The sequence below is a fragment of the Legionella sp. 227 genome (assembly GCF_043161935.1).
Taxonomy (GTDB): domain Bacteria; phylum Pseudomonadota; class Gammaproteobacteria; order Legionellales; family Legionellaceae; genus Legionella; species Legionella sheltonii.
On record NZ_CP171154.1, the window covers coordinates 3,316,916 to 3,342,245 of the forward strand.

A 25,330-nucleotide genomic window follows, 5' to 3' on the forward strand; every position below is an offset into this window, starting at 1 on the left:
TTCCTTTTCTTGCTCGGCTTTTCCCTGGGAAATGAATTTTGTGCATCCTATTGAATCATATAGTTATTTTCAAGATCATTGAAAAGATGGATTATTTCGGAACACTTGGAAAATCAGCATTGCAATCATATCGTTTATCATTCGCTAAAAAAGTCTTACAACTTTGATTAATCGTATATTTTACTGTAGTAGAATCTGGAACCTCAGTATTTTGTTTTGAATACATTTGCCAAATCATAACGCCTCCACTGTGCTTTTGCTGATCAAGAATTTTGTTAACTAATTCATTGGTTAGCTGTAGTTGGCCATTAATATTTTTAGGATAAGCGGGCTGATTTACTTCAAACCCAAAGAGAATTTTTGCTTGAATATGATACTTGGCAGGTAAAAAAGTTACTTTTCCAATGTTATCAATTGTTAGGCTAGGTTTGCTTACACTCTCTGCTTTCAACCAATTCGTGTAATCCTTCAGATAAGCACTGACTTGACCAGGCAAATCCAAAGGTCCGTCAGCGTAAGGCGCACATACAGTTGGGTCATCACCACACAAATCATAGGTCATCACACCCAAGCTATCAAAACGTGACACAACCGCTTCATCCTTATTCATCAGGTTATACCATAACCCTTTCAGATTTCCTTTCCACCAAAGACCACCCCTCGTATAGATATCGGGGAGTTTGTCTCCATAGACAAAACCTGTAATTGGACGAGCCCCAACTGGGGGCGCAGCTGTAGCAAACTTAAGGTATTTAGCTCCCGGATCATCCATTATTGTATGTAAAATTGCATCAAGTTTATCAATTGTCTTTGGCATAACAAACGAAGAACCCGAACTTATTCCATATTTCATAAGATTTTCATAAGTGGGTCCACCCGCATCAAGTATTCTTTGGGCTATATCTGTTGACCACTCACCACCCGAGCTGGGCCCCCAAGTCACAGCATATTGATCAGCATGCCAAAATTCTTCATAGTCAATATCAATACCATCCACACCTAAATCATTCGCTAATTTGACTATATTTGCATAAGAGGTTTTTGCCTTGCTCGCTTGATCTTTATCAGATGGGTCCGGAAACCAATCATAAAAAATCTGGTTTATAGCTGAAGAGCGAGGACCACAGGCCTCTTGAGTTAAATCAAAATTACAGCTGTAATTCCAACCTCCTACAGAGAGGAATGTTTGAATGTTCTTTTGTTTGGATAATTTGATCGCTGATTTTAATGCATTAAAAGCTTGGGCGCCCTTGCCATCATGATCCGTATAATAGCCCAAGATTCCCGTATCAGCGAGGCTACCACTCTGATAATCGATTAATGTTGGTCGGACAAATGAAAAGAGCACACGATTAAAATTCGGTTTTTGTAGTTTAACCAAATCATCAACGTATTGTTGAAGCTGTTCCGGTTTATCTATAAGCAAATATACAGAAACAATTTTTCCATTCACCTCGTCCTTCGTGTTAATTGAAGAAGCATGCGCTACAAAAGCAGAAGCTCCAAGCATCATTGAAAATAACACAGAGAGATAAGTCTGTTTTAGGTTCATCGCCTCTCCCTGACAATCATCGGATACCTGATCAAATTATATACATTTAATTGGGATAAGCAAAGGTAAGCGATTAGGAACAAGAACCTCGGGTTATTAATAATCCCGAGGTTGTATACCGTACTTAAAGGCTATGAGACAACCCATAGCTGCATAAAATCTTCTACTTTCATTGCAGCCAGTGTATTTGTATCACTCATCACTTGCATGATACGTTCAACGCGATCTGCTGGAAACTGCGTACCTAAATTCTTTTTAAATTTGGATAACAAAACAGGGATACCTTCTTCACGTCTCCGTTTGTGGCCGATTGGATATTCCACTGTAATCAAATCAGTTTCAGTACCATCGTTAAAAATTATCCTAATACTGTTTGCAATAGAACGCTTTTCTGGGTCAAGATAATCCCTTGAAAAACGCTGATCCTCAGTAACATGCATCTTGGCACGCAATGCATCGATTCGTGGATCTGAGGCGATATCGTCTTCATAATGCTCAGCTTTTAAATCGCCAAATAATAAACCTATAGCAACCATGTATTGTAAACAATGATCTCGATCTGCTGGATTATGCAAAGCCCCCTGCTTACTAATAATTCGAATTGCCGACTCATGGGTTACTAAATCAATTCGAGCTATATCATTGAATCGCTGTTTCACTATTGGATGCAACATCACGGCACACTCAACGGCGGTTTGTGCATGGAATTCAGCGGGATAGGATAACTTAAATAAAACATTTTCCATAACATAGCTGCCATACTGACGTTGAAATTTAAATACGTTCTTTTCAAAAAGAACATCATAAAAACCCCATTTTGGGGCACTTAATGCACTGGGATAACCCATTTCCCCAGCTTTAGCAATTAATGCCAATCGAACTGCCCTGGATGTTGCATCCCCTGCAGCCCATGACTTTCTAGAACCAGCATTCGGAGCATGTCTATAGGTCCGCAGACTTTGGCCATCGACAAACACTTGGGACAAGGTTCTTAACATCGTGTCTCTATCGGCACCAAACAATTGAGCAGCAACAGCTGCACTGGCAATTTTGACCAAAAAGACGTGATCTAATCCCACTCGATTAAAACTGTTTTCAAGAGCGAGACACCCTTGAATTTCATGTGCCTTAATCATCGCAGTAAGTACGTCTTGCATTAAAATTGGGGGGTTACCTTTGGAGCAATTTTGTCGACACATATAATCTGCAACAGCAAGGATCGCGCCTAAATTATCAGAAGGATGCCCCCATTCCGCTGCAAGCCAGGTATCATTGAAATCAAGCCAACGTATCATAGCGCCAATATTAAAAGCAGCTTGTACTGGGTCTAACTCATATGCAGTGCCAGGAACCCGAGCCCCGCCAGCAAGGGTAGCACCGGGAACAATTGGGCCTAAAAGTTTGGTGCATTCAGGGAAATTTAATGCCAGAATCCCACACCCCAATGTATCCATAAGGCATAAACGTGCTGTCTCATATGCTAAGGCACTATCAATTTTCTTGTTTAATACATAATCAGCAATATCAATCATAACCTGATCGTAATCAGGCTTAATATTATCTTCTACATAACTGTGCATAATAACCTCTGTTTATAAATAATGTTTTCTCATCAGTTAAGTAATCCACCTCCTCTACTACTCCGTCATCCCGAGCAGGGATCGCCCACTCTATGGCGCAGTGTTACTAAGAGGAGATCCCTCGCTAAGCTCGTGAAATGGGGACAAAGGAGAAGAAAAACTCCTTAACTTAATGGTATTGCCAAACTACATCCACGCTCCAATTGACGCATGGATTTCGCAATTATCCTCTCGATTCAATAGGAAGAAACTTCTGTGGCTCAGGCCCAGTATATTCAGAAGTAGGTCTTATTAATTTATTATTTGCTCTTTGTTCAAACACATGTGCTGACCATCCTGTAATACGTGACATGACAAAAATGGGAGTGAACAAGAATGTGGGTATGCCACAATAGTGGTATGCTGAAGCACTATAAAAATCCAGATTTGGGAATAATTTCTTTTCATTCCACATCACTTCTTCAATACGTTCAGAAATATGATATAAAAGAAGGTCGCCTTTTTCCTCACCTAAGCGAAATGACCATTTTTTAATAATATCAGAGCGAGGATCACTTGTTGTATACACACGATGTCCAAATCCCATGATGAGCGCTTTATTGAGCAACATTTTTTTCAATTCAGTTTCGGCTTGATCAGGACTATTAAAACGTCCGATAAGGTCCATTGCCGCTTCATTAGCACCACCATGTAAAGGACCACGTAATGTACCAATTGCACTCGTAATTGCAGAATAAAAATCAGCAAGCGTTGCCGCAGTAACTCGCGCAGCAAAGGTAGAGGCGTTAAACTCATGCTCTGCATATAAAATTAAGGATACGTTCATCATTTGAGCTTCTAGTTTGCTCGGTTTTCTTCCATGTAATAAAGCAAGAAAATGAGCTCCAGTGGTTTCTTCATCACTTAAACCAGATATTTCTTTGTTATGGAAATGCCATGCATACCAGTAGCACATCATTCCTGGAAATAAAGCCAACAAACGATCTGCAATATGATATTGCTGAGAAAAATTATCTTCAGGTTCAATTGTTCCCAAAAAGGAGCATCCAGTTCGCAACACATCCATAGGATGAGTGTTTTTAGGAATTAATTTAAGAACTGTTTTTAAACTTTCTGGTAATGTTCTTAACTGAGTCAGTTTTTTTGTATATTCATCTAATTGTTTTTGAGTAGGCAGTTTCCCATAGAGTAACAAATAGGCTACTTCCTCAAACGTAGCGTATTCAGCTAAATCATCAATTGAGTAGCCTCTATAATTTAACCCCTTACCTGCTAGTCCAACTGTACATATTGCTGATTGTCCTGCAACAACACCGGCTAAACCGCCGCTTTTAACACTCATTGTCTTCCTCCATCAATTGGTCTAGTTTTTGTTCGTATTGATAATAACCAAGTACTTCGTATAATTCTTCTCGAGTTTGCATTTTATCCAATATGTTTTTTTGCGTTCCATCTCGAAGAATTGTCCTATAAGTATTTAAAGCAGCTTGAGACATTGCTCTGAATGCACTTAAAGGATATAAAATCAGTGATACACCAACTTGTTTAAGCTCTTCTCGACTAAATAAAGGGGTTTTACCAAACTCCGTTATATTCGCCAACACAGGCACAGGAACTGACTTCGTAAATGTTTGATATTCTTCGAGGCGAGTCATCGCCTCAGGAAATATCATATCTGCCCCCAATTCAATACACAGCAAAGCTCGTTCGATCGCTGCGTTCATGCCTTCAACAGCATAGGCGTCTGTTCTTGCCATAATGACAAAATCAGGATCTTGTCGTGCATCAACAGCCGATTTAATTCGATCCCCCATTTCTTTCATGGATACAATGGCTTTATTGGGTCTGTGTCCACATCGTTTTGCCAATACTTGATCTTCAATATGTATTGCGGCAACCCCTGTTTTTTCCATTAACTTTACTGTTCTGGCTATATTAAATGCATGTCCCCATCCAGTATCTACGTCAACCAAAAGAGGCAGAGAACAGGCTTCGGTAATTCTTCGTGCATCTTCGAGCACTTGCGATAAATTGGTCATGCCAAGATCAGGTATGCCATAAGAGGCATTTGCAACACCTGCTCCTGAAAGATAGATTGCCTTAGCTCCAGCACATTGCGCGAGCATAGCAGAATAAGCATTGATGGCACCCAATACGGGTAAGGGTTTATTTTCTTTGATTGTCTGTTTGAAGGCTTTGCCCATGGAACCAGCCATTAATTGTCACTCCTTGATCTTAAATATATGAACTATCGTAGTCTAGGTGCAGCGCAGTGAAACTCTGGTTTCTTGTCGTTATCTCGATAGCGAGAGATGACGAGGACTACAGGTTTATTATTATGCTCTAATGAGAATCTCATCTCAATCGATTTTAATAGCTCCACGAATTATATTTTTACGTAAAAAACGTGCGGGTGATAAAGCCTGTTGCAAGTTTCTGGGTAAACAACTTATTTCATTATTAATTACCGACGCGAGCCATTCCGCACATAAAGGAATGGTTGTAAGACCGCGGGAACCGAATCCAGCACAGGCGTAAAGCCCAGGGTAATAAGGTCCACCTTGCGCTATCCAACGTTTTGCATTCGTTTCCAATTGGGCAAATTGATGTAAAAACTGTTCAGCCTCAGCAATTTTACCGACTAAAGGCAGATAGTCCGGTGTTGATGCCCTTACCCCAGCCCAATGATTGCTTACTTCATCAGACCATGAAATTTCTGGAGCCAGTTGCGCAAGTTTCGCTAAATTTATCTGATCATCATGAGATTTAATTTGAGACTCGGCTGATTTTAACTCATAAGTGGCGCCTAATTGATGTATCCCTTTAAAAGCAGGAAGAACATGACCATCACCACATAGAGGTAATTTTAAACAGGCACTTTGCTCCGTTGACGGAATGGCTGTCATTTGACCGCGAATAGGCTTAACAGGCAGATGCTCCGTTTCTTTAAACGAATTAATTTTATAACCATTGGCTAAAATGAGTACTTCAGTTTCCAAATCATTTACTATCCAGCGTTTATCAAAAATCAATTGGTCTACTGAAGTATTCGTTAACAAAGTAATCCCTTCTCGATTAATTAAAAACTGACATAATTCTGGAGAATTTATCCATCCTGAAAATGGAATATACAAGCCAGGCTTATCTAACAAAAAACCGGCTAAATCAGAGGCTTCTTGTTTATCTACGAGCGAACCCAACTCTGGATAATGAGCCAGCCAGGATTGTAAACTAGACTGCGCTGTCTTTTCCTTGTCAGAATATGCAAGTAACAAAGAGCCACACAACTCCCCTATCTTTGTCTGATTTAAAATACCTTGATAAACTCGTGCAGCATATAAAAATGCTGCCAGCATAAACTGTGTTAGGGGTGAATTGTAAGCAGAGAGCTTAGGGAACAAAACCGCTTGCTGATTCGCTGAGCCGCCATGACCTACCTGAGCTAACTCATCAATAAGGGTAACCTTCCACCCTCTTTTACTCAGGGTATATGCAGTAAAACACCCCGCCAAACCTGCTCCTAAAATAACAGCTGATTTGTTGGCGTACTTTTCAGGTACGCTCACATGCCAAGGTGTATGTCGTTTTGCTGCTTTGTAGATTGGCATTTCAGCAAAACGGGCACAGAGCATATGCCGTTTTCGTCCGAAGCCTTTTCTTTTTTCAACAACAAACCCATTTTGAATTAAGTTCGTTTTAACAGAACCTGCAGCAGTATACGTTGCTAAGGTAGTGTGCTCATTAGATAACATGGCTATTGTTTTAAGGAGCGCATCAGACCACATACTTTTATTCTTAGATGGAGCAAAACCGTCTAAAAACCAGGCATCGACAAAAACTGTTCGAAGCTGCCTTTCAAGTGAGGATTCCCCACAAATTAACAGCTGTTCATAGCATTCCAATGCCTCTCCCAGCATCAATGTTAAGGTCACTTTGCCCTCACAAAATGACAGATGATGATATCCAGGCGTCAATGCAGGGTAACTGGCTATCAGTTGTTGAGCCTGCTTTTCCAATTGCGGCCAGAAAGCGAGACTGCGTTTTAAATCAGTAAGAGATAAAGGGTGTTTTTCACATGAAATGAAATGCAATTGACAGGATTCAGGCGCATAGTGTTCCCACAAACTCCAACTTACAAGAAAATTTAAGCCGGTTCCAAAACCAGTCTCTGCAATGGTAAATCTTTGGGGCTTATCATTAGACAGTGATTGCCAACGCTTAATTAGATCATTTCCATCAATAAAGACATGCAGGGATTGATGCATTCCCCCTTCAGAAGAATGGTACACATCATCATATTGTGTTGAAAAAGGCAGAGTACCATGCCAATCCAGCTCTGCCTTATTAATCGGTACAAAAAAATTACTCACATACAACCACTCGATTCGTAGCCATCCCTTTGGCCTCTTGTGCTTCAGGTGACTTTTTTTCCTGAATTAGCTCTCGCAGCTTAGGTACAATGATAAAAAGTACAATTGAAGCACCAATTGCAAATAACCCTAACATTAAAAATACATGACTATAGCCACTATTAGTCACTAAAGGTGAACTACTGTCTTGCCCTTCAATCATCAAGTTTGAACTGTAGCTGGACAAAGTTGCACCAACACCCGTATTGAGCATCCACATGCCCATCATTACACCCTGTAATGATGATGGAGCCAAATAGCCTATCATAGCATAACCAATTGGGGATATTAAAAGCTCTCCTATACTTTGCAAGATATAACTAATAATAATCCAGCTAGGATTCACTAGTCCTTCATAATTAGCGTACGCGATACCAATAGGCAATATAACAAAAGCCATTCCAATAAAGAGCAATGCCAGCGCGAACTGAGTAGGAATATTAATTTGAACCCCGTTTCTGCGCATTTTATGCAATAACACGCCTAATAATGGACCACCAATAACTATAGCTACAGTATTTATATTTTGAAACCACTGTGGTGGAATAATCCAGCTCGCATACTCTCTCTGGACATTATGATCAATAAAGACAGTAAGCCCCATAGGAGCTATTTGATAAAGCATCCAAAAAACGGTTCCGACAACCATAAGTACGGCAAAAGCAATGATTTTATCTCTGGCTTCTTTTGTAGGTTGTTGTTTTGCTAAATATAAAATAACGCCAATCATAAGCGCGCCAGTCACGAGGACTAACTTTTTAGCCCACTCAGCATAATGCAACAATTCACTCAACAAGAAAGGCAGTACAATAATCAGTGCGCATCCCAAAAGAGCAGCTCTTTTTTGAGACAGCTTGTCCTTTTGAGAAAAAATTGTTTCCCTATCTGATAACTGATGCCAACAATACAAGCAGATGATCAAAGCAATTAAATTTCCTAAACTGCTCATTAAAAAAAGTCGTTCGTAATTCTGAGTGAGCTGAAATACGCCACTCATGCTAAAACCAACAAAAAAGCCAATGTTCATTCCCGCATAATTCATGAGAAAAGCGCCCTCTCGACGAGTGTCTTCTGGGGAAAAACGTTGGGTTAACATGCAATTTAAACAGGTTACATTTAAACCTGATCCGGTTAAAAAAGCGGCCAAGCCATAATAAAGGAATGAGATATCACCTAATGATAATAAGATACAACCTATAATTTGCGCCACCATTCCTGCACAAAACAATGCGCGATTAGAGAGCAAGCGTCCGCCCCAAAAACCACCAAGCAAGTGCAAGCCATAATTGAAGGCAATAAAGACTCCCATAATGCTATTCGCAGTGCTGGTTTGAAGCCCCAACTTCCCTTTCATGTACAAAACGAGCGTAGAGTAAAGAACGCTAAAACTTAAAGTGGAGACTATCTGAATAAAGAAAAGAGGGACAATTCCCTGTGGCATTGATTTGATGAATTCCTTTTTTGTCATTCCCGACATTATAGCCTTCCTTGTTAATTCAAGACCCACTCTGAATATGACATGTGGAAAAATTACTGTCTAGTACCTTTAAAAATTTATTTTTTATCTTTTTATACATCCTATTTACCACCCATATCATCTCGATCGAGGCAAGAATTTTCCCCCTGAAATGCAATGCCATTGCAGGGGGAACCTCGATTTTACTCGAGATGGGGTAGGAGTTTGTTTATTTTTTCAATTGGCTCAAAACTTCTTCTGCAGCCATTTGAGTTTTAACAATCTCATGTTCTCCATGTGCGCTGGAAACAAATCCAGCCTCATACATAGAAGGAGCAAAATATACTCCTTTTCCTAACATTCCATGATAAAACTTTTTGAATAAAATTTCATCAGATGCAGCGATGTCAGCATAATCTGCAATGCGAGTTTTCTCCGTAAAACAAAAGCCAAACATTCCACCTAATGAAGCAGTAAAAAATGGAATATTTAATGTTTCAGCAACAGAGGCTAAAGCTTGGGTTAACGCTTTTGTGGACTGACTTAACGAATCAAAAAAACCAGCTTTTTCGATTTCAGATAAAGTTGCAAGACCTGCGGCCATAGCTAATGGATTTCCAGAAAGTGTCCCTGCTTGATACACTGGCCCCTCAGGCGCTAGAAAGGACATTATTTCTGCTCTTCCACCTAAAGCACCGACTGGCATGCCCCCACCAATAACTTTACCCAGGGTAGTAATATCAGGAGTGATTCCGAATACGCCTTGAGCTCCAGTTAACCCCACTCTAAAACCAGTCATGACTTCATCGAAAATCAATAAGGCGTTGTATTGATCGCATAACTGGCGCAATCCCTGCAAAAATTCTAAATCTGGCAAAACGAAACCCATATTTCCCGCAACAGGTTCTAAAATGACTGCGGCGATGTCGTCAGGAAATTTTTCAAATAATTGTGCGGTTTGCTCTAGATCATTAAAATTGGCGGTTAAAGTATGTTCTGTAACACTTTGTGGAATTCCGGGCGTTGAGGGAATGCCTAAGGTAAGAAGACCAGAGCCCGCTTTGACGAGTAAACTATCGCTGTGTCCATGATAACAACCATTAAATTTTATAAATTTATTTTTCTTGGTAACACCACGAGCCAACCGAATCGCAGTCATCGTGGCTTCAGTACCAGAATTCACCATCCGTACTTTTTCAATTGAAGGAATTAAAGATATAATTTTTTCAGCCAAGAGTACTTCAAGTTCTGTAGGTGCTCCAAAACTCATACCGCTATGAAGCACCTTATTTACCGCTTCAATCACAGCGGGGTGACAATGACCAAGAATTAATGGTCCCCAAGACCCAACGTAATCAATGTATTCATTATTATCAACATCGACAAGGTATGCCCCCTTACCTTGTTTAAAAAAGATAGGATCACCACCAACCCCTTTAAAAGCTCGTACGGGTGAATTAACCCCACCAGGAATCAGGTCTTGGGCTTGATGAAATAAATCTGTTGAACGGGTCATAAAAATCTCCATAATTTTGCGATATAATATTACAGACATTGCGAAAAATTGGCAAAAAAAAGAGGTTGATCTTTACATTGGGTTCCACAATAGCTAAATTAAGCCCTTTTATAATGAGTACTATCATGCAAGAGTATAAAAAATATATTTGCGTCATCTGTGGTTTTATCTATGATGAAGCTGAAGGATGGCCAGAGGATGGAATTGAACCGGGTACACGTTGGGAAGATGTGCCAGAAAATTGGTTTTGTCCAGATTGTGGCGCCGGTAAAGAAGATTTTGACATGGTGGAAATGGAATAAGACTATAAGCCATCCCCAGCAAAGTATATAGCCCGGATTCGGCTGCTAACCCGGGCTAAGCAATCACATTATAATTTCCATCAACACTCAAGTTACGGTTTAACCACAACCAATAACACGATAGCTATTAAGAATAACGTTGGAATTTCATTATAAATGCGAAAAAAAAGTGCGCTTTTTTGATTTTTATTTTGAGCAAATGCTTTTAGATAATGTCCGCACAGCAGGTGATAAACCCATAAAAGAACAACAAGGCTCAATTTAGCATGCATCCATCCTGCCTTAAGGTAATAAGCAGGATTGTAACTGAGCAACCACAATCCTAAGAGAGTAGTCAGTAATGCCGCAGGCCAGGTGATTCCGTAGTACAATCTTTTTTCCATTATTTGAAAACGGATAACACTTGTCTCGTCATAAGTATCCGCGTGATAAACAAATAATCTCGGTAAATAAAATAATCCAGCAAACCATGCAACTATCGCAATAATATGAAACGCTTTAATATATAACATAATTAATTTCCAGATTTCCGTTTACTTTTTTTTCGTGAATGCTTTAATAAATTAAGGGACTCAACTGATAAGGAAAAACCCATTGCAAAATAGATATACCCTCGAGGAATATGAAAAGAAAATCCATCGGCAACTAACACCATGCCAATTAGAATTAAATAACTCAAGGCAAGCATTTTAATCGTCGGGTGTTGTTTAATAAACGCACTAACCATTTCGCTTGCAAAAATCATAATAAAAATGGCACAAGTAATAGCTAGAGCCATAACCCAAAATCGAGAGGTCAAGCCTACGGCAGTTAAGACACTATCGAGAGAAAAGATAATATCCATTATTACAATCTGCAAAATAACCATCCTGAATGTTGCTTTAAATGAATGCTTTTTGTTTTCACTCACTAATACGCTATCTTCAGTGACATCCTGGTGAATTTCATCGGTAGCCTTCCAAATTAAGAAAGCACCACCTAGCATGAGAAAAAAATCACGTGCAGAGAACGAAAGCTGATTTATTGTCAGCAAGGGCTTAGTTAATTTGATCAAATCCACCGCAATCGCAAGTAAGAGCAACCGCATTATCCAGGAGAGGGTTAGCCCCCAACGCCTCGCTTTTTTTCTCTGCTCGGGGGGTAATCTTTCAGATAAAATGGACAAAATAACCAGGTTATCTATTCCTAAAACAATTTCTAATATGATTAAAACGATTAAACTCGCAATAACATCAATAAAATCCATCGAAGCCTCAGATGTCAGAAATTGAAAAACTATATGATATACTCTTAATCTAATAATTACCTAAGCTTTTCTGTAACATTGACCATACAAATTTGACTTAAAAATAGATGTTTATAAAGGCAAATATTCACTTTATTCTTTTGCTTCGATATAATATTCAACGTTTCGTTAATCTTGTGAGATAAAGAGATCATCAAATTCATCAAAAAGCTGTTAAAGAAAAACAGAGCACATGTGCTTCCTGTTGCTTCAGCTTACATAATCCCAAGGAATAAACATTCCATATCTAAAGCGGACATTAGTAGCAACGCGCTCAAAGTACTGAACCGCCTAATTGGTGCTGGTTTTCAAGCTTATATTGTGGGCGGAAGTGTCCGAGATTTATTGCTGCATAAAGCCCCCAAAGATTTCGATGTTGCAACCGATGCGACACCAAATCAAGTCAAGAATTTATTCAGAAATGGGCGAATTATTGGTCGGCGATTCAAGCTTGTTCATATACTTTTTCATCGAGAAATTATTGAAGTTGCCACGTTCCGAGGACACATGGCTGCTGATGAAAGCCAACAAACAAACGAACGAGGAATGCTGGTTCGTGATAATGCCTATGGCTCACTCGATGAAGATGCTTGGAGACGCGATTTCACAATTAACTCGCTGTACTACAATATTAATGATTCCACTATTATTGATTTTACTGGTGGTGTAAAAGACGTTGAAGAAAAGCTCATTCGTATGATTGGCGATCCAACAAAACGTTACCAGGAAGACCCCGTGCGGATGTTACGGGCGATTCGATTTAGTGCAAAATTAAATTTCAAACTTGCACCCGAAACAGAGGCTCCTTTCCCTGAAATTAGCCATCTCATAACGCATGTCTCCAATTCACGTTTATTCGATGAAATGACCAAATTATACCAATGCGGCAATGCTGAGGTGGTTCAAAAACTGCTTATGCAATATGGTTTGTTTCAATATTTATGTCCACAAACCAATGCCCTATTAAACAGTTCGTATCCTGTAAATGCCTTATTAGCCATTGCTCTGGAAAATACCGATACGCGCATCAAGGAAGATAAACCAGTTACTCCGGCATTTTTATTTGCAGTCCTTTTATGGTTTCCTATGATTGAATGTTCAAAGGACTTACAAAAAACTGGGATTGATCCACTTCCATCTATAGAAAAAGCAATGTCACTGGTGCTTGCTGAGCAAAACAAAATTATTTCCATCCCCAGACGCTATACACAAATTATTCGTGAAATTTGGTTACTACAGTATCGTTTTGCCAAAAGACTCGGAGGAAGAGCCTTTAACCTCTTACAACATCCACGCTTTAGGGCAGCATATGATTTTATGGCATTACGTGCTCTTGCAGGAGATGAGTCCATAGAGCTCGCACAATGGTGGACTGCGTTCCAGGATGCAGATGAGGCGGAACAAGCGAATATGGTTGCGCAATTAACACCTGACACGCATAAGCGTAAACGTCGACGTAAGCCAAAAAGCAAAAAAACAAGCGATTAATAATGAATGTTTGTTATTTAGGATTGGGATCAAATCAGCACGTCCCTGAACGTCAACTTCGTAAAGCAATTAAATCAATAAAAGCATTGCGCTGTACTGTCGTTACTAAAGTATCATCCTTTTATTGGTCTAAAGCCTGGGGATTACAAGGACAACAAGATTTTTGTAATGCAGTGGTTGAGCTTGCTACAGTTTTATCTCCCTTAGAACTACTCAATGCATGCCAAAAAATTGAGACGAAACAAGGAAGAATCCGGAAAAAACGCTGGGGTCCTAGAATTATTGATATAGATCTTCTTTTGTATGAAAATCGTGTTGTTCAATCTAAGAAACTCATCGTTCCTCATCCACACATTCACTCTCGAGATTTTGTTTTGACTCCTCTGAAAGAAATAAATCCTGGTTTCAGATGTAGTGCAATCCTGTAGTCTCGGCATAAATGACCAATTAGACACCATCAAATATCCACCATGATCAACATCTATAAAATATGATCAATATGACACCATCTATCAGCCATTTAAACTAAATTATTTCATATTTTGTAATGTAAAATAGGTACTTATATCAAGGAATCTACTATTATTTACAATAATAAATACCATTTGAGGCTTCTATGTATAAGAATATTTTATTTGCTACGGATTTGCTCAAGGAGCATAATCATCTCACAGAAAAAGCAATTTCTATTGCCAAACAGTTTAATGCTACATTATACCTGTTGCATGTTATAGAGCTTCCTGCGAGTTTCCAACTAGCTCAAGGTCTAGGTTTTACAGAATTAGCAAATCCTGCCAAAGATGATGCGCAAACCGTTTTAGCCTTACTGGGTGAAAATTATAATATCCCTCAAGAACAACAGTTTGTTGAAGTAGGATCAGTCAAAGAACATATTTTTAATAAAGTTAAAGAATTAAATTGCCAGCTTATTATTATTGGAAGCCACTCTTCTATTGGTTTGCATTCATTTTTAGGCAGTACAGCGCATGCTACGGTTAATCATGCCCCATGTGATGTTTTAACATTACGACTTTAATAATTAAATTTTTTTATCTGCGCTGTTATTAAAGGATTAATTATTATGCAAATGACATTTCTTGGCGCCAATGGAACTGTTACAGGTTCCAAGTACCTTCTTTCGGTTGATAAAAAAAATATTTTGGTGGATTGCGGGCTTTTTCAAGGTCCAAAGGAGTTACGCCTAAGAAATTGGAGCCCACTGCCGTTTAATCCCGAAATATTGGATGCTGTCATTCTCACACATGCCCATATTGATCATACCGGTTATCTACCTTTATTAGTAAAAAATGGTTTCAATAAACCCATTTATTGCACGTACGGAACTAAAGATTTATGTGAGCTGTTATTACGTGATAGTGCACATCTCCAAGAAGAAGATGCCAAACACGCCAATGAGTACCACTATTCAAAACATCACCCTGCTCTTCCTCTTTATACGCTTGAAGATGCTGAAAATGCATTAAAGCTGTTTCAGCCACATGCCTACAATAAAGTAATCCAACTGAATAATAACCTAAGTGTTCAATTAATTCCTGCCGGGCACATTGTTGGTTCATCGTTTGTACGAATCCAATATCAGGATACATCGCTTCTTTTTAGTGGAGATTTAGGAAGAATGCATGATCCGGTAATGAAGAAACCTACAGAAGTTCAACAGGTTGATTACCTTGTCATTGAATCAACCTACGGTGATCGTCTGCATGAAAAAGAACCACCTAAGCAGACATTAAAAACGATTATTAATAAAACCATTCGGCGAGGCGGCTCAGTTATTATTCCTGCATTTGCTGTGGGTCGTTCGCAAGTATTATTGCATTATCTTTCTGAGTTAAGGAAAGAAAATGCGATTCCAGATGTTCCCATTTATTTAGATAGCCCTATGGCGATTAATGCAACGCAAATTTTATATAACCATCTAGAAGATCTTCGGTTAACCGAAAGCCAATGTCAGGAGCTCTGTGATGTTGCTACCTACGTGAGGGCCATGGATGAGTCGATTGAATTGGATTTAAATAAAACACCCAAGATTATTCTCTCTGCAAGCGGCATGGCATCTGGTGGTCGTATTGTATTTCATATTAGAGCCTACGCTTCGGATCCACGTAATACTCTATTGTTTACTGGGTTCCAAGCAGAGGAAACACTAGGTGCAGAAATTCTTGCTGGTAAAAGGTTCATTGAAGCCCATGGCAAAATCATCCCTATAAATGCTCAAGTAGAAGCTATGCGAAGTACCTCAGCCCATGCCGATTATGGTGAAATACTCGGTTGGCTTAAACAATTCCAACAACCACCTAAAAAAACTTTTGTAACTCATGGAGAACCAGAGGCTGCACTTTCTTTAAAGAACAAAATTGAAACACAACTCGGTTGGGAATGTACTATTCCTGAGTATGAACAAAAAGAGCAATTATGAGTAAAAAGCACACAACTTTGACGCTTAAATACTTAGGAATTAATACGCATAAAGAACCTGTTATTTATATGCGAGAAGATTGTTATATTTGTATATCCGAAGGATTCACTGCCCAAACGCGTGTTCGGGTTATACTCAATAAGCGCTCTATTATTGCTACATTAAACACGGTAGAAACTGATTTATTAAGACACAATGAAGCCAGTCTTTCAAATTACGCATGGGAACTACTCTCTGCAAACGAAGGCGATGAGATTGCAGTAATTCATCCTCAACCACTAGATTCTCTTAGTTACATTCGCTCCAAAATTTATGGTAATGAATTAACTGCTGAACAAACAAACCACATCATCAAAGACATTGTATCTGGACAACTTTCGGACATTAATATAGCAATGTATATCGCAGCGATCGGTGGAGACAGACTCTCACAAAAAGAAATTATTGATCTTACTCGAGCAATGATCCATTCGGGCCAACAATTATCTTGGGAGCTTCCGTTTATCGTAGATAAACACTCTGTGGGTGGCTTACCAGGAAATCGCACAACACCTATTGTTGTTTCAATTGTGGCTGCATTTGGGTTAGTAATTCCCAAGACCTCCTCACGGGCCATCACATCCCCAGCAGGAACAGCAGATACAATGGAAGTATTCACCAGGGTTAATTTAACACTCAATGAAATGAAAAAAGTTGTAGAGCAAGAAAACGGCTGCTTGGTTTGGGGAGGATCCATGTCATTAAGCCCTGCTGACGATTTACTAATCCGCATTGAACGAACTGCAAACATTGATAGCGAGGGGCAAATGGTTGCCTCTATTTTGTCAAAAAAAATTGCTGCTGGCTCAAATCATCTAGTTATTGACATGCCTATAGGAACCACAGCTAAGGTTCGTTCCATTGAAAGAGCGGAATCTTTAAAAAAATTATTAGAGTGTGTTGCCGAAGAATTTGACCTCAAAATAAAAGTAATATTCAGCGATGGATCACAACCAGTAGGTCGTGGGATTGGACCTGTTTTAGAGGCATTGGATGTATTATCCGTTTTAAATTGCGATAAAAATGCACCACAAGATTTACGTGATCATGCTTTAGTATTGGCAGGTCATATCATTGAGTTTTCCCCTCAGGTCTTGCCAGGTCAAGGACTAAATATCGCAACTCATTTACTTAATAGTGGCAAGGCTTTAGCTAAATTTGAAGCAATTTGCCGGGCTCAAGGTGGTCTAAGAGAGATAAAAAAAGCACCGGTTGTTCACACAATTGAATCCACACGCTCAGGGATCGTGATTAACATTGATAATCGTCACATCTCTCAAATGGCAAAATTAGCTGGAGCACCAAAATCAAAAGCAGCAGGTGTTGAGTTATTAACAGAACTGCATTCGGTAGTCAAAAAATCTCAGCCCCTTTTCAGAATCTACGCGGAAACTCGTAGTGAACTCAATTATGCTCTTGATTTCCTGAAGCAAGGGCATGAAATATTTCAAATTGAGGCCAGTACATGAAAAATCCCATACTTTTTACATTATTTGGACATGATGAACTGGCGCACACGATCCAAAAAAATTGCAATTATGAGTTTGGGCAAATGAGCTTTCATCAATTTCCAGATGAAGAAACTGTAGTACAAGTTGACTCTGATGTGGCCCAGCGAATAGTCATATTTGTAGTCAATCTGGTGCATCCCAACCCGAAAATTCTTCCACTTTTATTTGCTGCGCAAACAGTGAAATCTTTAGGTGCATCCAAAATAATATTAATAGCTCCTTATCTTACTTATATGCGTCAAGATAAAGTATTTGAATCAGGTCAAGGCATTACTTCTACCTATTTTGCACAATTGATTTCCTCTTATTTTGACGGCTTAATCACGATTGATCCGCACTTGCATCGTTGGAAAAATTTAAATGAAATTTATGAAATACCAACTACCGTGTTGCATGCGACCAATGCGATTGCCTCCTGGATCCATCAACATGTACCCAATCCAATTCTTATTGGTCCTGATTCAGAGAGCGCGCAATGGGTTGAAACAATTGCATTAAAATCCAGTGCTCCTTTCACCATATTGGAGAAAAACAGGAAGAGCGATACCGAGGTTGAAATTTCCATTCCCGGGATAAATCAATATATTAAAGCAACCCCTATACTCATTGATGATATTATATCTAGTGGAATGACAATGATAGAAACATTGAAGCATATTCACTCCTTAATGATGCAACCCGCTATTTGTATCGGTGTTCATGCTATTTTTGCCGGCGCTGCGTATCAAAAACTTTTAGCTTCTCATGCATCCAAAATTATTAGTTGTAACACTATTCCTCATCCCTCAAATCACATTAATATAAGTCAAGATATCATTGATTTGCTACTCAAGTGGAACCTATAAATGAATAGAATCGTTACACCTACAAATCCTATTAGTATCATTAAGTCTACCGGTGAAAAAGTTCCCTTCAATCCTCATCGCATCTACCGGTCGTTAAAACGGGTTGGTGCGGACGAATCACTCATTAATAAAATTGTTAATGAAGTGACACAATCTGTAGTTGATGGAATGACTACACATGAAATTTATCGCATTGCATTTCGGCTTCTACGAAATCAGTCAAAAGCCTTGGCGGGTAAGTATCATCTAAAACGCGCGATTATGCAGCTCGGATTTTCTGGATATCCTTTTGAAAAATACGTCGCCGAGCTCATGCGACATCAAGGCTATAGGGTACTTAATAATCAAATTACCAAGGGATATTGTGTCAACCATGAAGTTGATGTAGTTGGTGAACGTCAAAACGAACATGTTTTTGTCGAGTGCAAATACCATAATCGTTTAGGTCTTGCATGTGATGTAAAAATTACTTTATATATCAAAGCTCGCTTTCTTGATATCGAGCAGGCGTATAACAAAAAGCCTGGAGAAACGATCCAAGGCTGGCTTGTTACTAATACTCGATTCACCAACGACGCAATACAATATGGTCAGTGCGCTGGCTTACATTTAATTAGCTGGGATTTTCCAGAAAAAGGCAGTTTAAAAGAGTTAATTGAGTTTTCAGGTTTATATCCTATCACCTGCATTACCAACTTTACAAAAGCAGAAATCGAAACATTACTTGCGGAAAATATACTCTTATGCAAAACAATTGCTGAAAATCCTGCGCTTCTTAATAAATTAAATATTGGTGCAACACGAATGAAACAGATTATTTCACAATGTAAAGCGCTCTATAAATCTAGAAAATATGAAGGAGTGTAACCTCCGATTATAGTGTTATTATTTCTTACTTTTTTCTCTCTTTTTGACATGCTTCATTAATCTTCTTTTTTTATTCACTTGGCGTTGTGATAATTTAACTTTTTTATCCGCAAAAGGGTTTGTTCCACCTTTAAATTCAAGTTTCAAAGGAGTTCCTACCAATCCCAAATGTTTAATAAATTCATTATTTAAATAACGCTTATAGCTATCAGGTAAATCAGCCAATTGATTTCCATGAATTACAATCACAGGAGGATTGTGACCACCAAGATGAGCATATCTCAATTTTATTCTGCGCCCACTCACGCAAGGAGGAGTATGTTTGGTGCTAAGATTCTGAAGTAAGCGTGTTAATTTTGGCGTAGAAAAAGATTGGACTGCTGAAGCATAAGCTTCATTTATGTCTTTAAATAAGCTACCGACTCCGCTGCCATGTAAAGCAGATATGAATCGAATTTTTGCAAAATTAGCAAAATGTAATCTTCTGGATAATTCACTTTTTACCTTTTCCTTATGTTCCTCATCCAGACCGTCCCATTTATTTACTGCAATAACTAAAGCCTTACCGGATTCAATAATAAAACCAATCAAATTCATGTCTTGATCAGTAATTCCTTCCCTTGCATCAAGAAGTTGTAGACACACATTAGATTCTTCAATGGCTTTCAATGTTTTAATTACTGAGAACTTTTCTATTTTTTCATCAATTCGAGATTTTCTGCGTACACCCGCTGTATCAATCAGAACATATTTCTGCTCATCACGAACAAAAGGAATTGCGATACTGTCTCTGGTTGTACCAGGCATATCATAAACTACAACCCGCTCTTCACCCAAAATGCGGTTAATCAAAGTTGACTTCCCAACATTAGGACGACCAGCAAAGGCAATTTTAATTGCATTATCTTCTTCAGTTGCCTCATCTTGCGATGCAAATGGTGCTAATACATTATCAAGGAGCTCTCTAATACCGCTACCATGGGATGATGAAATGGAATGAATATCTACAATACCCAAGGCATGGAAATCAGCACAAGCCACATCATCATCCATCTGTTCCGTTTTATTAACAACGAGATGTATCTTTTTACTTAATTTACGCAAATTATTGGCAATTTTTTCATCTATACCAGTCAGGCCTGAGCGTCCATCAACTAAAAAAAGAACAACATCCGCTTCATTCAGTGCTATCTCTGATTGTTTCGACATTAAATTATCAACAGCAATATCGTCAACACCAATACCACCAGTATCAACAACGATATAGTGTTTATTATCATGCTGGGCTTGGCCATACTGCCTATCGCGAGTTAAGCCAGGAAAATCAGCAACGAGGGCATCTTGCGTCTTCGTTAACCTATTAAATAAGGTAGACTTACCAACATTAGGACGCCCAACAAGTGCAATCACAGGGATCATTTATTAACTCACAGATAATTGATTAAGCATTCCATTGTCTGTTAATACATATAACTTTCTTCCGACGACGCTTGGAGAAATACTGACACCACCTGAAACTTTTGAACGAGCTATAATTTCACCGGTCTGAGCATCAATAAAATGGAGATAACCCGTTTTATCCCCTACAACCAAATCATTTTTCACCAGCGCTGGTTCAGTCAATCCTCTTGCTTTCAGACTGGTTTGTTTCCAATTAACTTGGCCATTGCGCTTATCAATAGACCATAAGACATCATGACTATCCGTTATATACAAGGTACTACCATTTAATACCATATTTTTATAGACAGAACCTGGCTTTCTCCAAATAAATTGTCCATCAGTCAAAGAAAGAGCACCAATATATCCCTGATAACTCGCAAGATACACTACATTATTGTCGATAATTGGATCAGCGTCGATATCGACTAAGCGCTCTACATCACTGGAGCCCGAGGCATATGCAATACTTCGTTGCCATACTAATCGCCCTGTTTCTCGATCGTATGCATCCAATTTACCATCAGAAAAACCAATTAACACTAGATTTCCCATAGCAACAGGAGACGAGCCGGCCTTAAGAATTAAGCTCGGTGCTCCATGCTCTGCCATCCACGACTGCTTACCGTCTGCGGCATTAAATGCATAAACTCTACCATCGATTGTCTTAACGATTACTTTTTTACCTAGAATAGTAGGCGGCGATAAAATTTCTCCAGTAACCTTGGCGTGCCACAATTTTCTACCATCATTTTGATTTAGCACTACTAATGATGAGTTATTAGTGCCTACAGCAATATATCCATGAGCTACAGCAGGACCACTAACTAAACCATGCTTCAGCTCTGTAGCCCATTTTACTTTACCATTATGTTTATTAATTGCTTGTACTAAACCACTAGTGTCTACAGTATAAATAACACCGCCACTGACTACAGGTTTTATCCTTAGATATTCTTTATTTTTAGAAGCCTTACCTGCAGCAGTAGTCCAATTTTGCTCCACTTTAATTTTATCTTTAACTTGCTTCAGCTCTTTAGGTTGTGGCGTATTGTCTTTACCTAACATGTAATCATCAAGTTTTGAACATCCCTGAATTAAGGTACAGAGAATTAAAATAAATAATTTCATTTTCATGAAAATTAAACCTCAAATTTGTGCTATACAAAATATATCAATAATTGTGATATCCGCTTTGAATTTACATCCTGAGCAAACGCGAAAAACAAGGAAAATTAGACGTTTCACGCCACTGCTTACAGGCACCTATTTAATAGTTATGCAGACTCGACCTTTTTATTCTCAGAAATCATTGAATGTGATTTACTTGCTATCGCATTAGTTTTCATTTCTAAAAATAAATTACCCATTCCATTATTTTTCACTTCATCCAAAGCCAGCTTGTAGGAAGTCATGGCTTCCTGATATTGACCAGTAGCTCCATAAATATCACCTTTTAATTCATTAATGACTGGTAAATAAGTATTATCATCGACACTGCTCAGTTCCTTAAGGGCATTTGTATAAGATTTTTCTGCAGCCAAAATTCGTGCCAAACGGATCTTGGCGATCTGCTTTAAAGACAACATTTTACTGTTTGCTGCAACAGCTTGTAGCTCTTCTGTTGCTTTATCCAGTTTATTTTTCGATACGTAAATTTTCGCAAGAGTCATATGTGCTGCATCAGCATAGACTGTATTACTGTGTTCATGAATCAATTCATTCGCATAGGCTCGTACCGATTTAATATTTTGATTCGACAGAGCAACCATCATTTGTTCATAGGCAATTGATGCCTGTTGTGTCAGCTTTTCCTGGTGCCAATGCAAATATCGATATCCTGCAATACCAAAGAGGATAAGCGATAATACTACGGTGACAAGATTACCGTATTGCTTCCACCATTTTTTTATCGATTCTAATTGTTCCTCTTCAGTCATATACACTGACATAGCGTTCTCCTACCTCACTCGAAATAATCTTTTAATACTTGATTGATCATATTTTGATCCACAGTAATTTGCTCCGCTTCATTACGTAAATCTTTAATACTGATTTGTTGATTTGCTAATTCATTTTCACCTAAAATTAAAGCGAGTCGTGCACCACTTTTATCTGCTTTTTTGAATTGGCTTTTGAAACTACCACCCGCAGTATTTACGGATACTTCAATTTCTGGATAAGCGCTACGTATCAATTCAGAAATTAGAAGTCCTTTTATCACGGCCTGATCATTGTCAGTAATAATATACAATGCATTCTTTTTTCTCTCTTCCTTCAGAAGAGTCAATGTTTCCATCAACAAGTATATTCTTTCTATACCTAATGCAAAACCTACAGCAGACGTTGGATTACCGCCTAATTGTTCCACCAATATATCATATCGTCCTCCGGCACAGACAGTAGCCTGACTACCTAATTTATCAGTTACCCACTCAAAGACGGTATGTCCATAATAATCGAGCCCCCTGACTAAAACAGGATTGACTACATAAGGTACCTGTAATTCCTCCAAACCCTCACAAAAAGACTGAAAATGCTCACGACTTTTTCCATCAAGAACATCCATTAATTTTGGTGCATTAGCCAATAACTGCTGCATTTCAGGGTTTTTACTGTCCAAAATCCTTAATGGGTTGCGAGTTAATCGGCGCTTGCTGTCCTCATCCAACTGATTTTCATGATCTGTCAAATACTCGACAAGAATTTTTTTATAACGCTGGCGTTCCTCTAACTCACCCAAGGTATTCACCTGTAACTGCACCGAATCGGCAAATCCTAATTGCTCCCAAAATTTACGACAAATTGAAATTAACTCCAATTCAACCATTGCACCGGGTATTCCAAAAACCTCTACACCTAATTGATTGAATTGTCGATATCGTCCTTTCTGAGGTCTTTCATGACGAAACATAGGGCCTAGATACCACAATTTTTGCTGTTGATTATGCAAAAGTCCGTTTTGCAAGCAAGCACGAACACAACCTGCAGTACCTTCGGGTCTTAAGGTAATACTGTCCCCATTTAAGTCATTAAAAGTATACATTTCTTTTTCGACTATATCGGTTACTTCACCTATGGTCCGTTTGAATAATTGGGTACTTTCAACAAGTGGAAAACGGATTTCCTGATAACCAAAACTAGACAACACCCTCACAAAGATTTGCTCAATAGTTCGCCAAGATGCCGTTGCATCAGGCAAAATATCATTCATTCCTCGTATTGCTTGAATTCGCTCAGCCACCTATTTTCTCCAAAGGAGACATTTCCTGTTTAGGATTTAATAATGATTGCATTTTTGATATATCAGTAAGCTTCAGCTCTGTAGTTTCCATTGCTGGTGTTTGATTTAACGATAAATCAGCAGGAGCATTTTTGGCAGGAAATACCTGTTGAGTATCCCTATTTTTTTGCCACCAAACACCTACAGCAACGATCACACCTAAAGCAAATAAAATTGTAAACCATCGAATAACGTGTTCTGCCTTATGAGATTCACGTTTACTTTGCTGCCATAAGAGCGCGCGATCCGATTTTTTCTCAACAACAAACTGCTCATTAAATATGGCTAAATAAGGCTCAGGGGAAGTACCTAGTAATTTAGCATAGGCACGCAAGTAACCTTTAACAAAAACAGGTTCTGGTAACAAATGAAATTCATTGTTTTCAATTAATTCAATTATACGAGCCCTTAAATGCAATTTATTGGCAACATACTCAACTGTATATCCTTTTTGTTGGCGTATACTAGCAAGTTGCTCGCCTGGATTCTTATCATGCTCTATTATATTTTCATCCAGCGTGGTTGTTGTATTCATTATTTACTCCACTATTATCGATATTGGAATTCAAATTATTTATGCTTTGTTCATATGCTGCAGCTATAGCATGTTGCCCAACTTTATCAGAGGCTTCTTTGGCCAAAATTAATAATGCCTTATCATTCAAAACGAGCTCAGGATGCTTCTGTACCAGAGCAAATGCCTCTGAATCATGTCCCATTTTAAGTTCAAGTTTTAGTAATTCGTAAAAAGACACTTTTCGAGAGGGGTCCTGATTTAATGCTTTTGCGAAATAGCTCTTGGCTTTATCTTCATTGGGAGCTGATAGCGCACAAAGACCTGCATTTTCATAAGCTCCTGCAGTATTCAAATATTTTAAATCATTAACCGCTTTTAAAAAGTAAGCTTCAGCTTTTTTATAATCACCTTGTCTGCATAGAAAAGCCCCGTAATTATTAAGCTGGGGGCCGCCGTTTCCTGCTACCGACAGGGCTTTTAAATAATATTTCTCTGCTTGATCCAACTCTTTTGTTTGTTCAAAATAGTAAGCCATCGCCGAATTAACATCAGGTGAATTCGGTTCTTGCTCTAATGCTGTAATTAGCTTTTTCTTCGCTCTCGGTCTATCACCTTGTTTTAAATAACCTAATCCCAACTGAACATTATATGACGCAGCCTTACTGAGATCCGGTTTTTTTAAATTCTGTGTTTCACTTTCTTCATCATGCGCACATGCCTGCAAAAACAGACAGGTTACAATCAACAAGAGATAAAACTTTTTAAACACAATATTTCACACTAAGGTTAGAAATGATTGCGCA

General features: G+C 38.6%; 23 protein-coding genes. 8 read left to right on the top strand and 15 right to left on the bottom strand.

The window, feature by feature from the left end; translation table 11 throughout:
- Positions 1-91: 91 nt before the first annotated feature.
- The 7 genes from ACF8MK_RS14425 to hemL all read right to left on the bottom strand — a co-directional run bounded on the left by ACF8MK_RS14425 (position 92) and on the right by hemL (position 10,513).
- Entirely contained in the window at positions 92-1,552 is a 1,461-nt protein-coding gene (locus ACF8MK_RS14425) for a glycoside hydrolase family 18 protein (RefSeq protein ID WP_392537242.1), read from the bottom strand.
- A 131-nt stretch (positions 1,553-1,683) separates the two neighbouring features.
- Positions 1,684-3,132 carry a bifunctional 2-methylcitrate dehydratase/aconitate hydratase gene (locus ACF8MK_RS14430; protein WP_392537243.1) on the bottom strand — a complete coding sequence of 483 codons (1,449 nt, stop codon included), beginning with the start codon at positions 3,130-3,132 and terminating at the stop codon, positions 1,684-1,686.
- 223 nt (positions 3,133-3,355) lie between these two features.
- The gene (gene prpC / locus ACF8MK_RS14435) at positions 3,356-4,474 is read right to left on the bottom strand and encodes a 2-methylcitrate synthase (RefSeq protein WP_392537244.1); all 1,119 of its coding nucleotides are present in this window, start codon (positions 4,472-4,474) and stop codon (positions 3,356-3,358) included.
- Positions 4,464-5,348, bottom strand: a complete 885-nt coding sequence (gene prpB, locus ACF8MK_RS14440) for a methylisocitrate lyase (RefSeq protein ID WP_392537245.1) — start codon at positions 5,346-5,348, stop codon at positions 4,464-4,466. The genes prpC and prpB overlap by 11 nt, the downstream gene beginning before the upstream one ends.
- 144 nt (positions 5,349-5,492) lie before the next feature.
- Complete coding sequence (gene mnmC / locus ACF8MK_RS14445) at positions 5,493-7,502, bottom strand: bifunctional tRNA (5-methylaminomethyl-2-thiouridine)(34)-methyltransferase MnmD/FAD-dependent 5-carboxymethylaminomethyl-2-thiouridine(34) oxidoreductase MnmC (RefSeq protein ID WP_392537246.1); 2,010 nt, start codon at positions 7,500-7,502, stop codon at positions 5,493-5,495.
- On the bottom strand, positions 7,495-9,018 hold the full coding sequence (locus ACF8MK_RS14450; RefSeq protein ID WP_392537247.1) for a peptide MFS transporter: 1,524 nt from the start codon (positions 9,016-9,018) through the stop codon (positions 7,495-7,497). Before ACF8MK_RS14450 ends, mnmC begins: the two co-directional genes overlap by 8 nt.
- Positions 9,019-9,226: 208 nt before the next feature.
- Positions 9,227-10,513 (bottom strand): glutamate-1-semialdehyde 2,1-aminomutase, encoded by a 1,287-nt coding sequence (hemL, locus tag ACF8MK_RS14455; RefSeq protein ID WP_392537248.1) that lies wholly within the window; start codon positions 10,511-10,513, stop codon positions 9,227-9,229.
- A 125-nt stretch (positions 10,514-10,638) separates the two neighbouring features.
- On the opposite strand from hemL, the gene ACF8MK_RS14460 reads away from it, so the two are divergent.
- Positions 10,639-10,815: a rubredoxin gene (locus tag ACF8MK_RS14460; RefSeq protein ID WP_019232400.1), complete on the top strand. Its 177-nt coding sequence runs from the start codon at positions 10,639-10,641 to the stop codon at positions 10,813-10,815.
- A gap of 92 nt (positions 10,816-10,907) precedes the next feature.
- Here the strand turns inward: ACF8MK_RS14460 and hemJ are convergent, their stop codons facing one another.
- On the bottom strand, positions 10,908-11,327 hold the full coding sequence (hemJ, locus tag ACF8MK_RS14465) for a protoporphyrinogen oxidase HemJ (RefSeq protein ID WP_265704866.1): 420 nt from the start codon (positions 11,325-11,327) through the stop codon (positions 10,908-10,910).
- A 2-nt stretch (positions 11,328-11,329) separates the two neighbouring features.
- On the bottom strand, positions 11,330-12,061 hold the full coding sequence (locus ACF8MK_RS14470) for a TerC family protein (protein WP_392537249.1): 732 nt from the start codon (positions 12,059-12,061) through the stop codon (positions 11,330-11,332).
- A 234-nt stretch (positions 12,062-12,295) separates the two neighbouring features.
- On the opposite strand from ACF8MK_RS14470, the gene pcnB reads away from it, so the two are divergent.
- The 7 genes from pcnB to ACF8MK_RS14505 all read left to right on the top strand — a co-directional run bounded on the left by pcnB (position 12,296) and on the right by ACF8MK_RS14505 (position 19,287).
- Positions 12,296-13,588, top strand: coding sequence for a polynucleotide adenylyltransferase PcnB (pcnB, locus tag ACF8MK_RS14475; protein ID WP_265704864.1), 1,293 nt, complete (start codon positions 12,296-12,298; stop codon positions 13,586-13,588).
- Between the two features lie 2 nt (positions 13,589-13,590).
- A complete protein-coding gene (folK, locus tag ACF8MK_RS14480; protein WP_392537250.1) occupies positions 13,591-14,016 on the top strand; it encodes a 2-amino-4-hydroxy-6-hydroxymethyldihydropteridine diphosphokinase in 426 nt (141 codons plus the stop codon).
- A gap of 188 nt (positions 14,017-14,204) precedes the next feature.
- Entirely contained in the window at positions 14,205-14,624 is a 420-nt protein-coding gene (locus tag ACF8MK_RS14485) for a universal stress protein (RefSeq protein ID WP_265704862.1), read from the top strand.
- 45 nt (positions 14,625-14,669) lie between these two features.
- Positions 14,670-16,025 carry an MBL fold metallo-hydrolase RNA specificity domain-containing protein gene (locus ACF8MK_RS14490; protein ID WP_392537251.1) on the top strand — a complete coding sequence of 452 codons (1,356 nt, stop codon included), beginning with the start codon at positions 14,670-14,672 and terminating at the stop codon, positions 16,023-16,025.
- On the top strand, positions 16,022-17,533 hold the full coding sequence (locus tag ACF8MK_RS14495) for a thymidine phosphorylase family protein (protein ID WP_392537252.1): 1,512 nt from the start codon (positions 16,022-16,024) through the stop codon (positions 17,531-17,533). The genes ACF8MK_RS14490 and ACF8MK_RS14495 overlap by 4 nt, the downstream gene beginning before the upstream one ends.
- Positions 17,530-18,420 carry a ribose-phosphate diphosphokinase gene (locus ACF8MK_RS14500; RefSeq protein WP_392537253.1) on the top strand — a complete coding sequence of 297 codons (891 nt, stop codon included), beginning with the start codon at positions 17,530-17,532 and terminating at the stop codon, positions 18,418-18,420. The genes ACF8MK_RS14495 and ACF8MK_RS14500 overlap by 4 nt, the downstream gene beginning before the upstream one ends.
- Positions 18,421-19,287, top strand: a complete 867-nt coding sequence (locus ACF8MK_RS14505; RefSeq protein ID WP_392537254.1) for an ATP cone domain-containing protein — start codon at positions 18,421-18,423, stop codon at positions 19,285-19,287.
- An 18-nt stretch (positions 19,288-19,305) separates the two neighbouring features.
- Here the strand turns inward: ACF8MK_RS14505 and der are convergent, their stop codons facing one another.
- From der to pilW, 6 genes are all read right to left on the bottom strand, one after another.
- Entirely contained in the window at positions 19,306-20,706 is a 1,401-nt protein-coding gene (gene der, locus ACF8MK_RS14510) for a ribosome biogenesis GTPase Der (RefSeq protein ID WP_392537255.1), read from the bottom strand.
- Positions 20,707-20,709: 3 nt separating this feature from the next.
- Complete coding sequence (gene bamB / locus ACF8MK_RS14515) at positions 20,710-21,864, bottom strand: outer membrane protein assembly factor BamB (protein ID WP_392537256.1); 1,155 nt, start codon at positions 21,862-21,864, stop codon at positions 20,710-20,712.
- Between the two features lie 140 nt (positions 21,865-22,004).
- Complete coding sequence (locus tag ACF8MK_RS14520; RefSeq protein WP_392537257.1) at positions 22,005-22,679, bottom strand: YfgM family protein; 675 nt, start codon at positions 22,677-22,679, stop codon at positions 22,005-22,007.
- A gap of 14 nt (positions 22,680-22,693) precedes the next feature.
- Positions 22,694-23,941, bottom strand: coding sequence for a histidine--tRNA ligase (gene hisS, locus ACF8MK_RS14525; protein ID WP_392538976.1), 1,248 nt, complete (start codon positions 23,939-23,941; stop codon positions 22,694-22,696).
- Between the two features lie 22 nt (positions 23,942-23,963).
- Complete coding sequence (locus ACF8MK_RS14530; RefSeq protein ID WP_265704853.1) at positions 23,964-24,545, bottom strand: helix-turn-helix domain-containing protein; 582 nt, start codon at positions 24,543-24,545, stop codon at positions 23,964-23,966.
- Positions 24,520-25,296: a type IV pilus biogenesis/stability protein PilW gene (gene pilW, locus ACF8MK_RS14535; protein WP_265704852.1), complete on the bottom strand. Its 777-nt coding sequence runs from the start codon at positions 25,294-25,296 to the stop codon at positions 24,520-24,522. Before pilW ends, ACF8MK_RS14530 begins: the two co-directional genes overlap by 26 nt.
- Between the last annotated feature and the right edge of the window lie 34 nt (positions 25,297-25,330).

Coding starts and splice junctions, on each gene's coding strand:
- ACF8MK_RS14450 (WP_392537247.1), bottom strand. CDS start 9,018: ATGTCGGGAATGACAAAAAAGGAATTCATCAAATCAATGCCACAGGGA.
- ACF8MK_RS14485 (WP_265704862.1), top strand. CDS start 14,205: ATGTATAAGAATATTTTATTTGCTACGGATTTGCTCAAGGAGCATAAT.
- der (WP_392537255.1), bottom strand. CDS start 20,706: ATGATCCCTGTGATTGCACTTGTTGGGCGTCCTAATGTTGGTAAGTCT.
- ACF8MK_RS14460 (WP_019232400.1), top strand. CDS start 10,639: ATGCAAGAGTATAAAAAATATATTTGCGTCATCTGTGGTTTTATCTAT.
- bamB (WP_392537256.1), bottom strand. CDS start 21,864: ATGAAAATGAAATTATTTATTTTAATTCTCTGTACCTTAATTCAGGGA.
- ACF8MK_RS14495 (WP_392537252.1), top strand. CDS start 16,022: ATGAGTAAAAAGCACACAACTTTGACGCTTAAATACTTAGGAATTAAT.
- ACF8MK_RS14500 (WP_392537253.1), top strand. CDS start 17,530: ATGAAAAATCCCATACTTTTTACATTATTTGGACATGATGAACTGGCG.
- folK (WP_392537250.1), top strand. CDS start 13,591: ATGAATGTTTGTTATTTAGGATTGGGATCAAATCAGCACGTCCCTGAA.
- hemL (WP_392537248.1), bottom strand. CDS start 10,513: ATGACCCGTTCAACAGATTTATTTCATCAAGCCCAAGACCTGATTCCT.
- ACF8MK_RS14505 (WP_392537254.1), top strand. CDS start 18,421: ATGAATAGAATCGTTACACCTACAAATCCTATTAGTATCATTAAGTCT.
- hisS (WP_392538976.1), bottom strand. CDS start 23,941: ATGAATGATATTTTGCCTGATGCAACGGCATCTTGGCGAACTATTGAG.
- prpC (WP_392537244.1), bottom strand. CDS start 4,474: ATGAGTGTTAAAAGCGGCGGTTTAGCCGGTGTTGTTGCAGGACAATCA.
- ACF8MK_RS14490 (WP_392537251.1), top strand. CDS start 14,670: ATGCAAATGACATTTCTTGGCGCCAATGGAACTGTTACAGGTTCCAAG.
- ACF8MK_RS14470 (WP_392537249.1), bottom strand. CDS start 12,061: ATGGATTTTATTGATGTTATTGCGAGTTTAATCGTTTTAATCATATTA.
- ACF8MK_RS14430 (WP_392537243.1), bottom strand. CDS start 3,132: ATGCACAGTTATGTAGAAGATAATATTAAGCCTGATTACGATCAGGTT.
- ACF8MK_RS14520 (WP_392537257.1), bottom strand. CDS start 22,679: ATGTCAGTGTATATGACTGAAGAGGAACAATTAGAATCGATAAAAAAA.
- prpB (WP_392537245.1), bottom strand. CDS start 5,348: ATGGCTGGTTCCATGGGCAAAGCCTTCAAACAGACAATCAAAGAAAAT.
- ACF8MK_RS14530 (WP_265704853.1), bottom strand. CDS start 24,545: ATGAATACAACAACCACGCTGGATGAAAATATAATAGAGCATGATAAG.
- hemJ (WP_265704866.1), bottom strand. CDS start 11,327: ATGTTATATATTAAAGCGTTTCATATTATTGCGATAGTTGCATGGTTT.
- ACF8MK_RS14425 (WP_392537242.1), bottom strand. CDS start 1,552: ATGAACCTAAAACAGACTTATCTCTCTGTGTTATTTTCAATGATGCTT.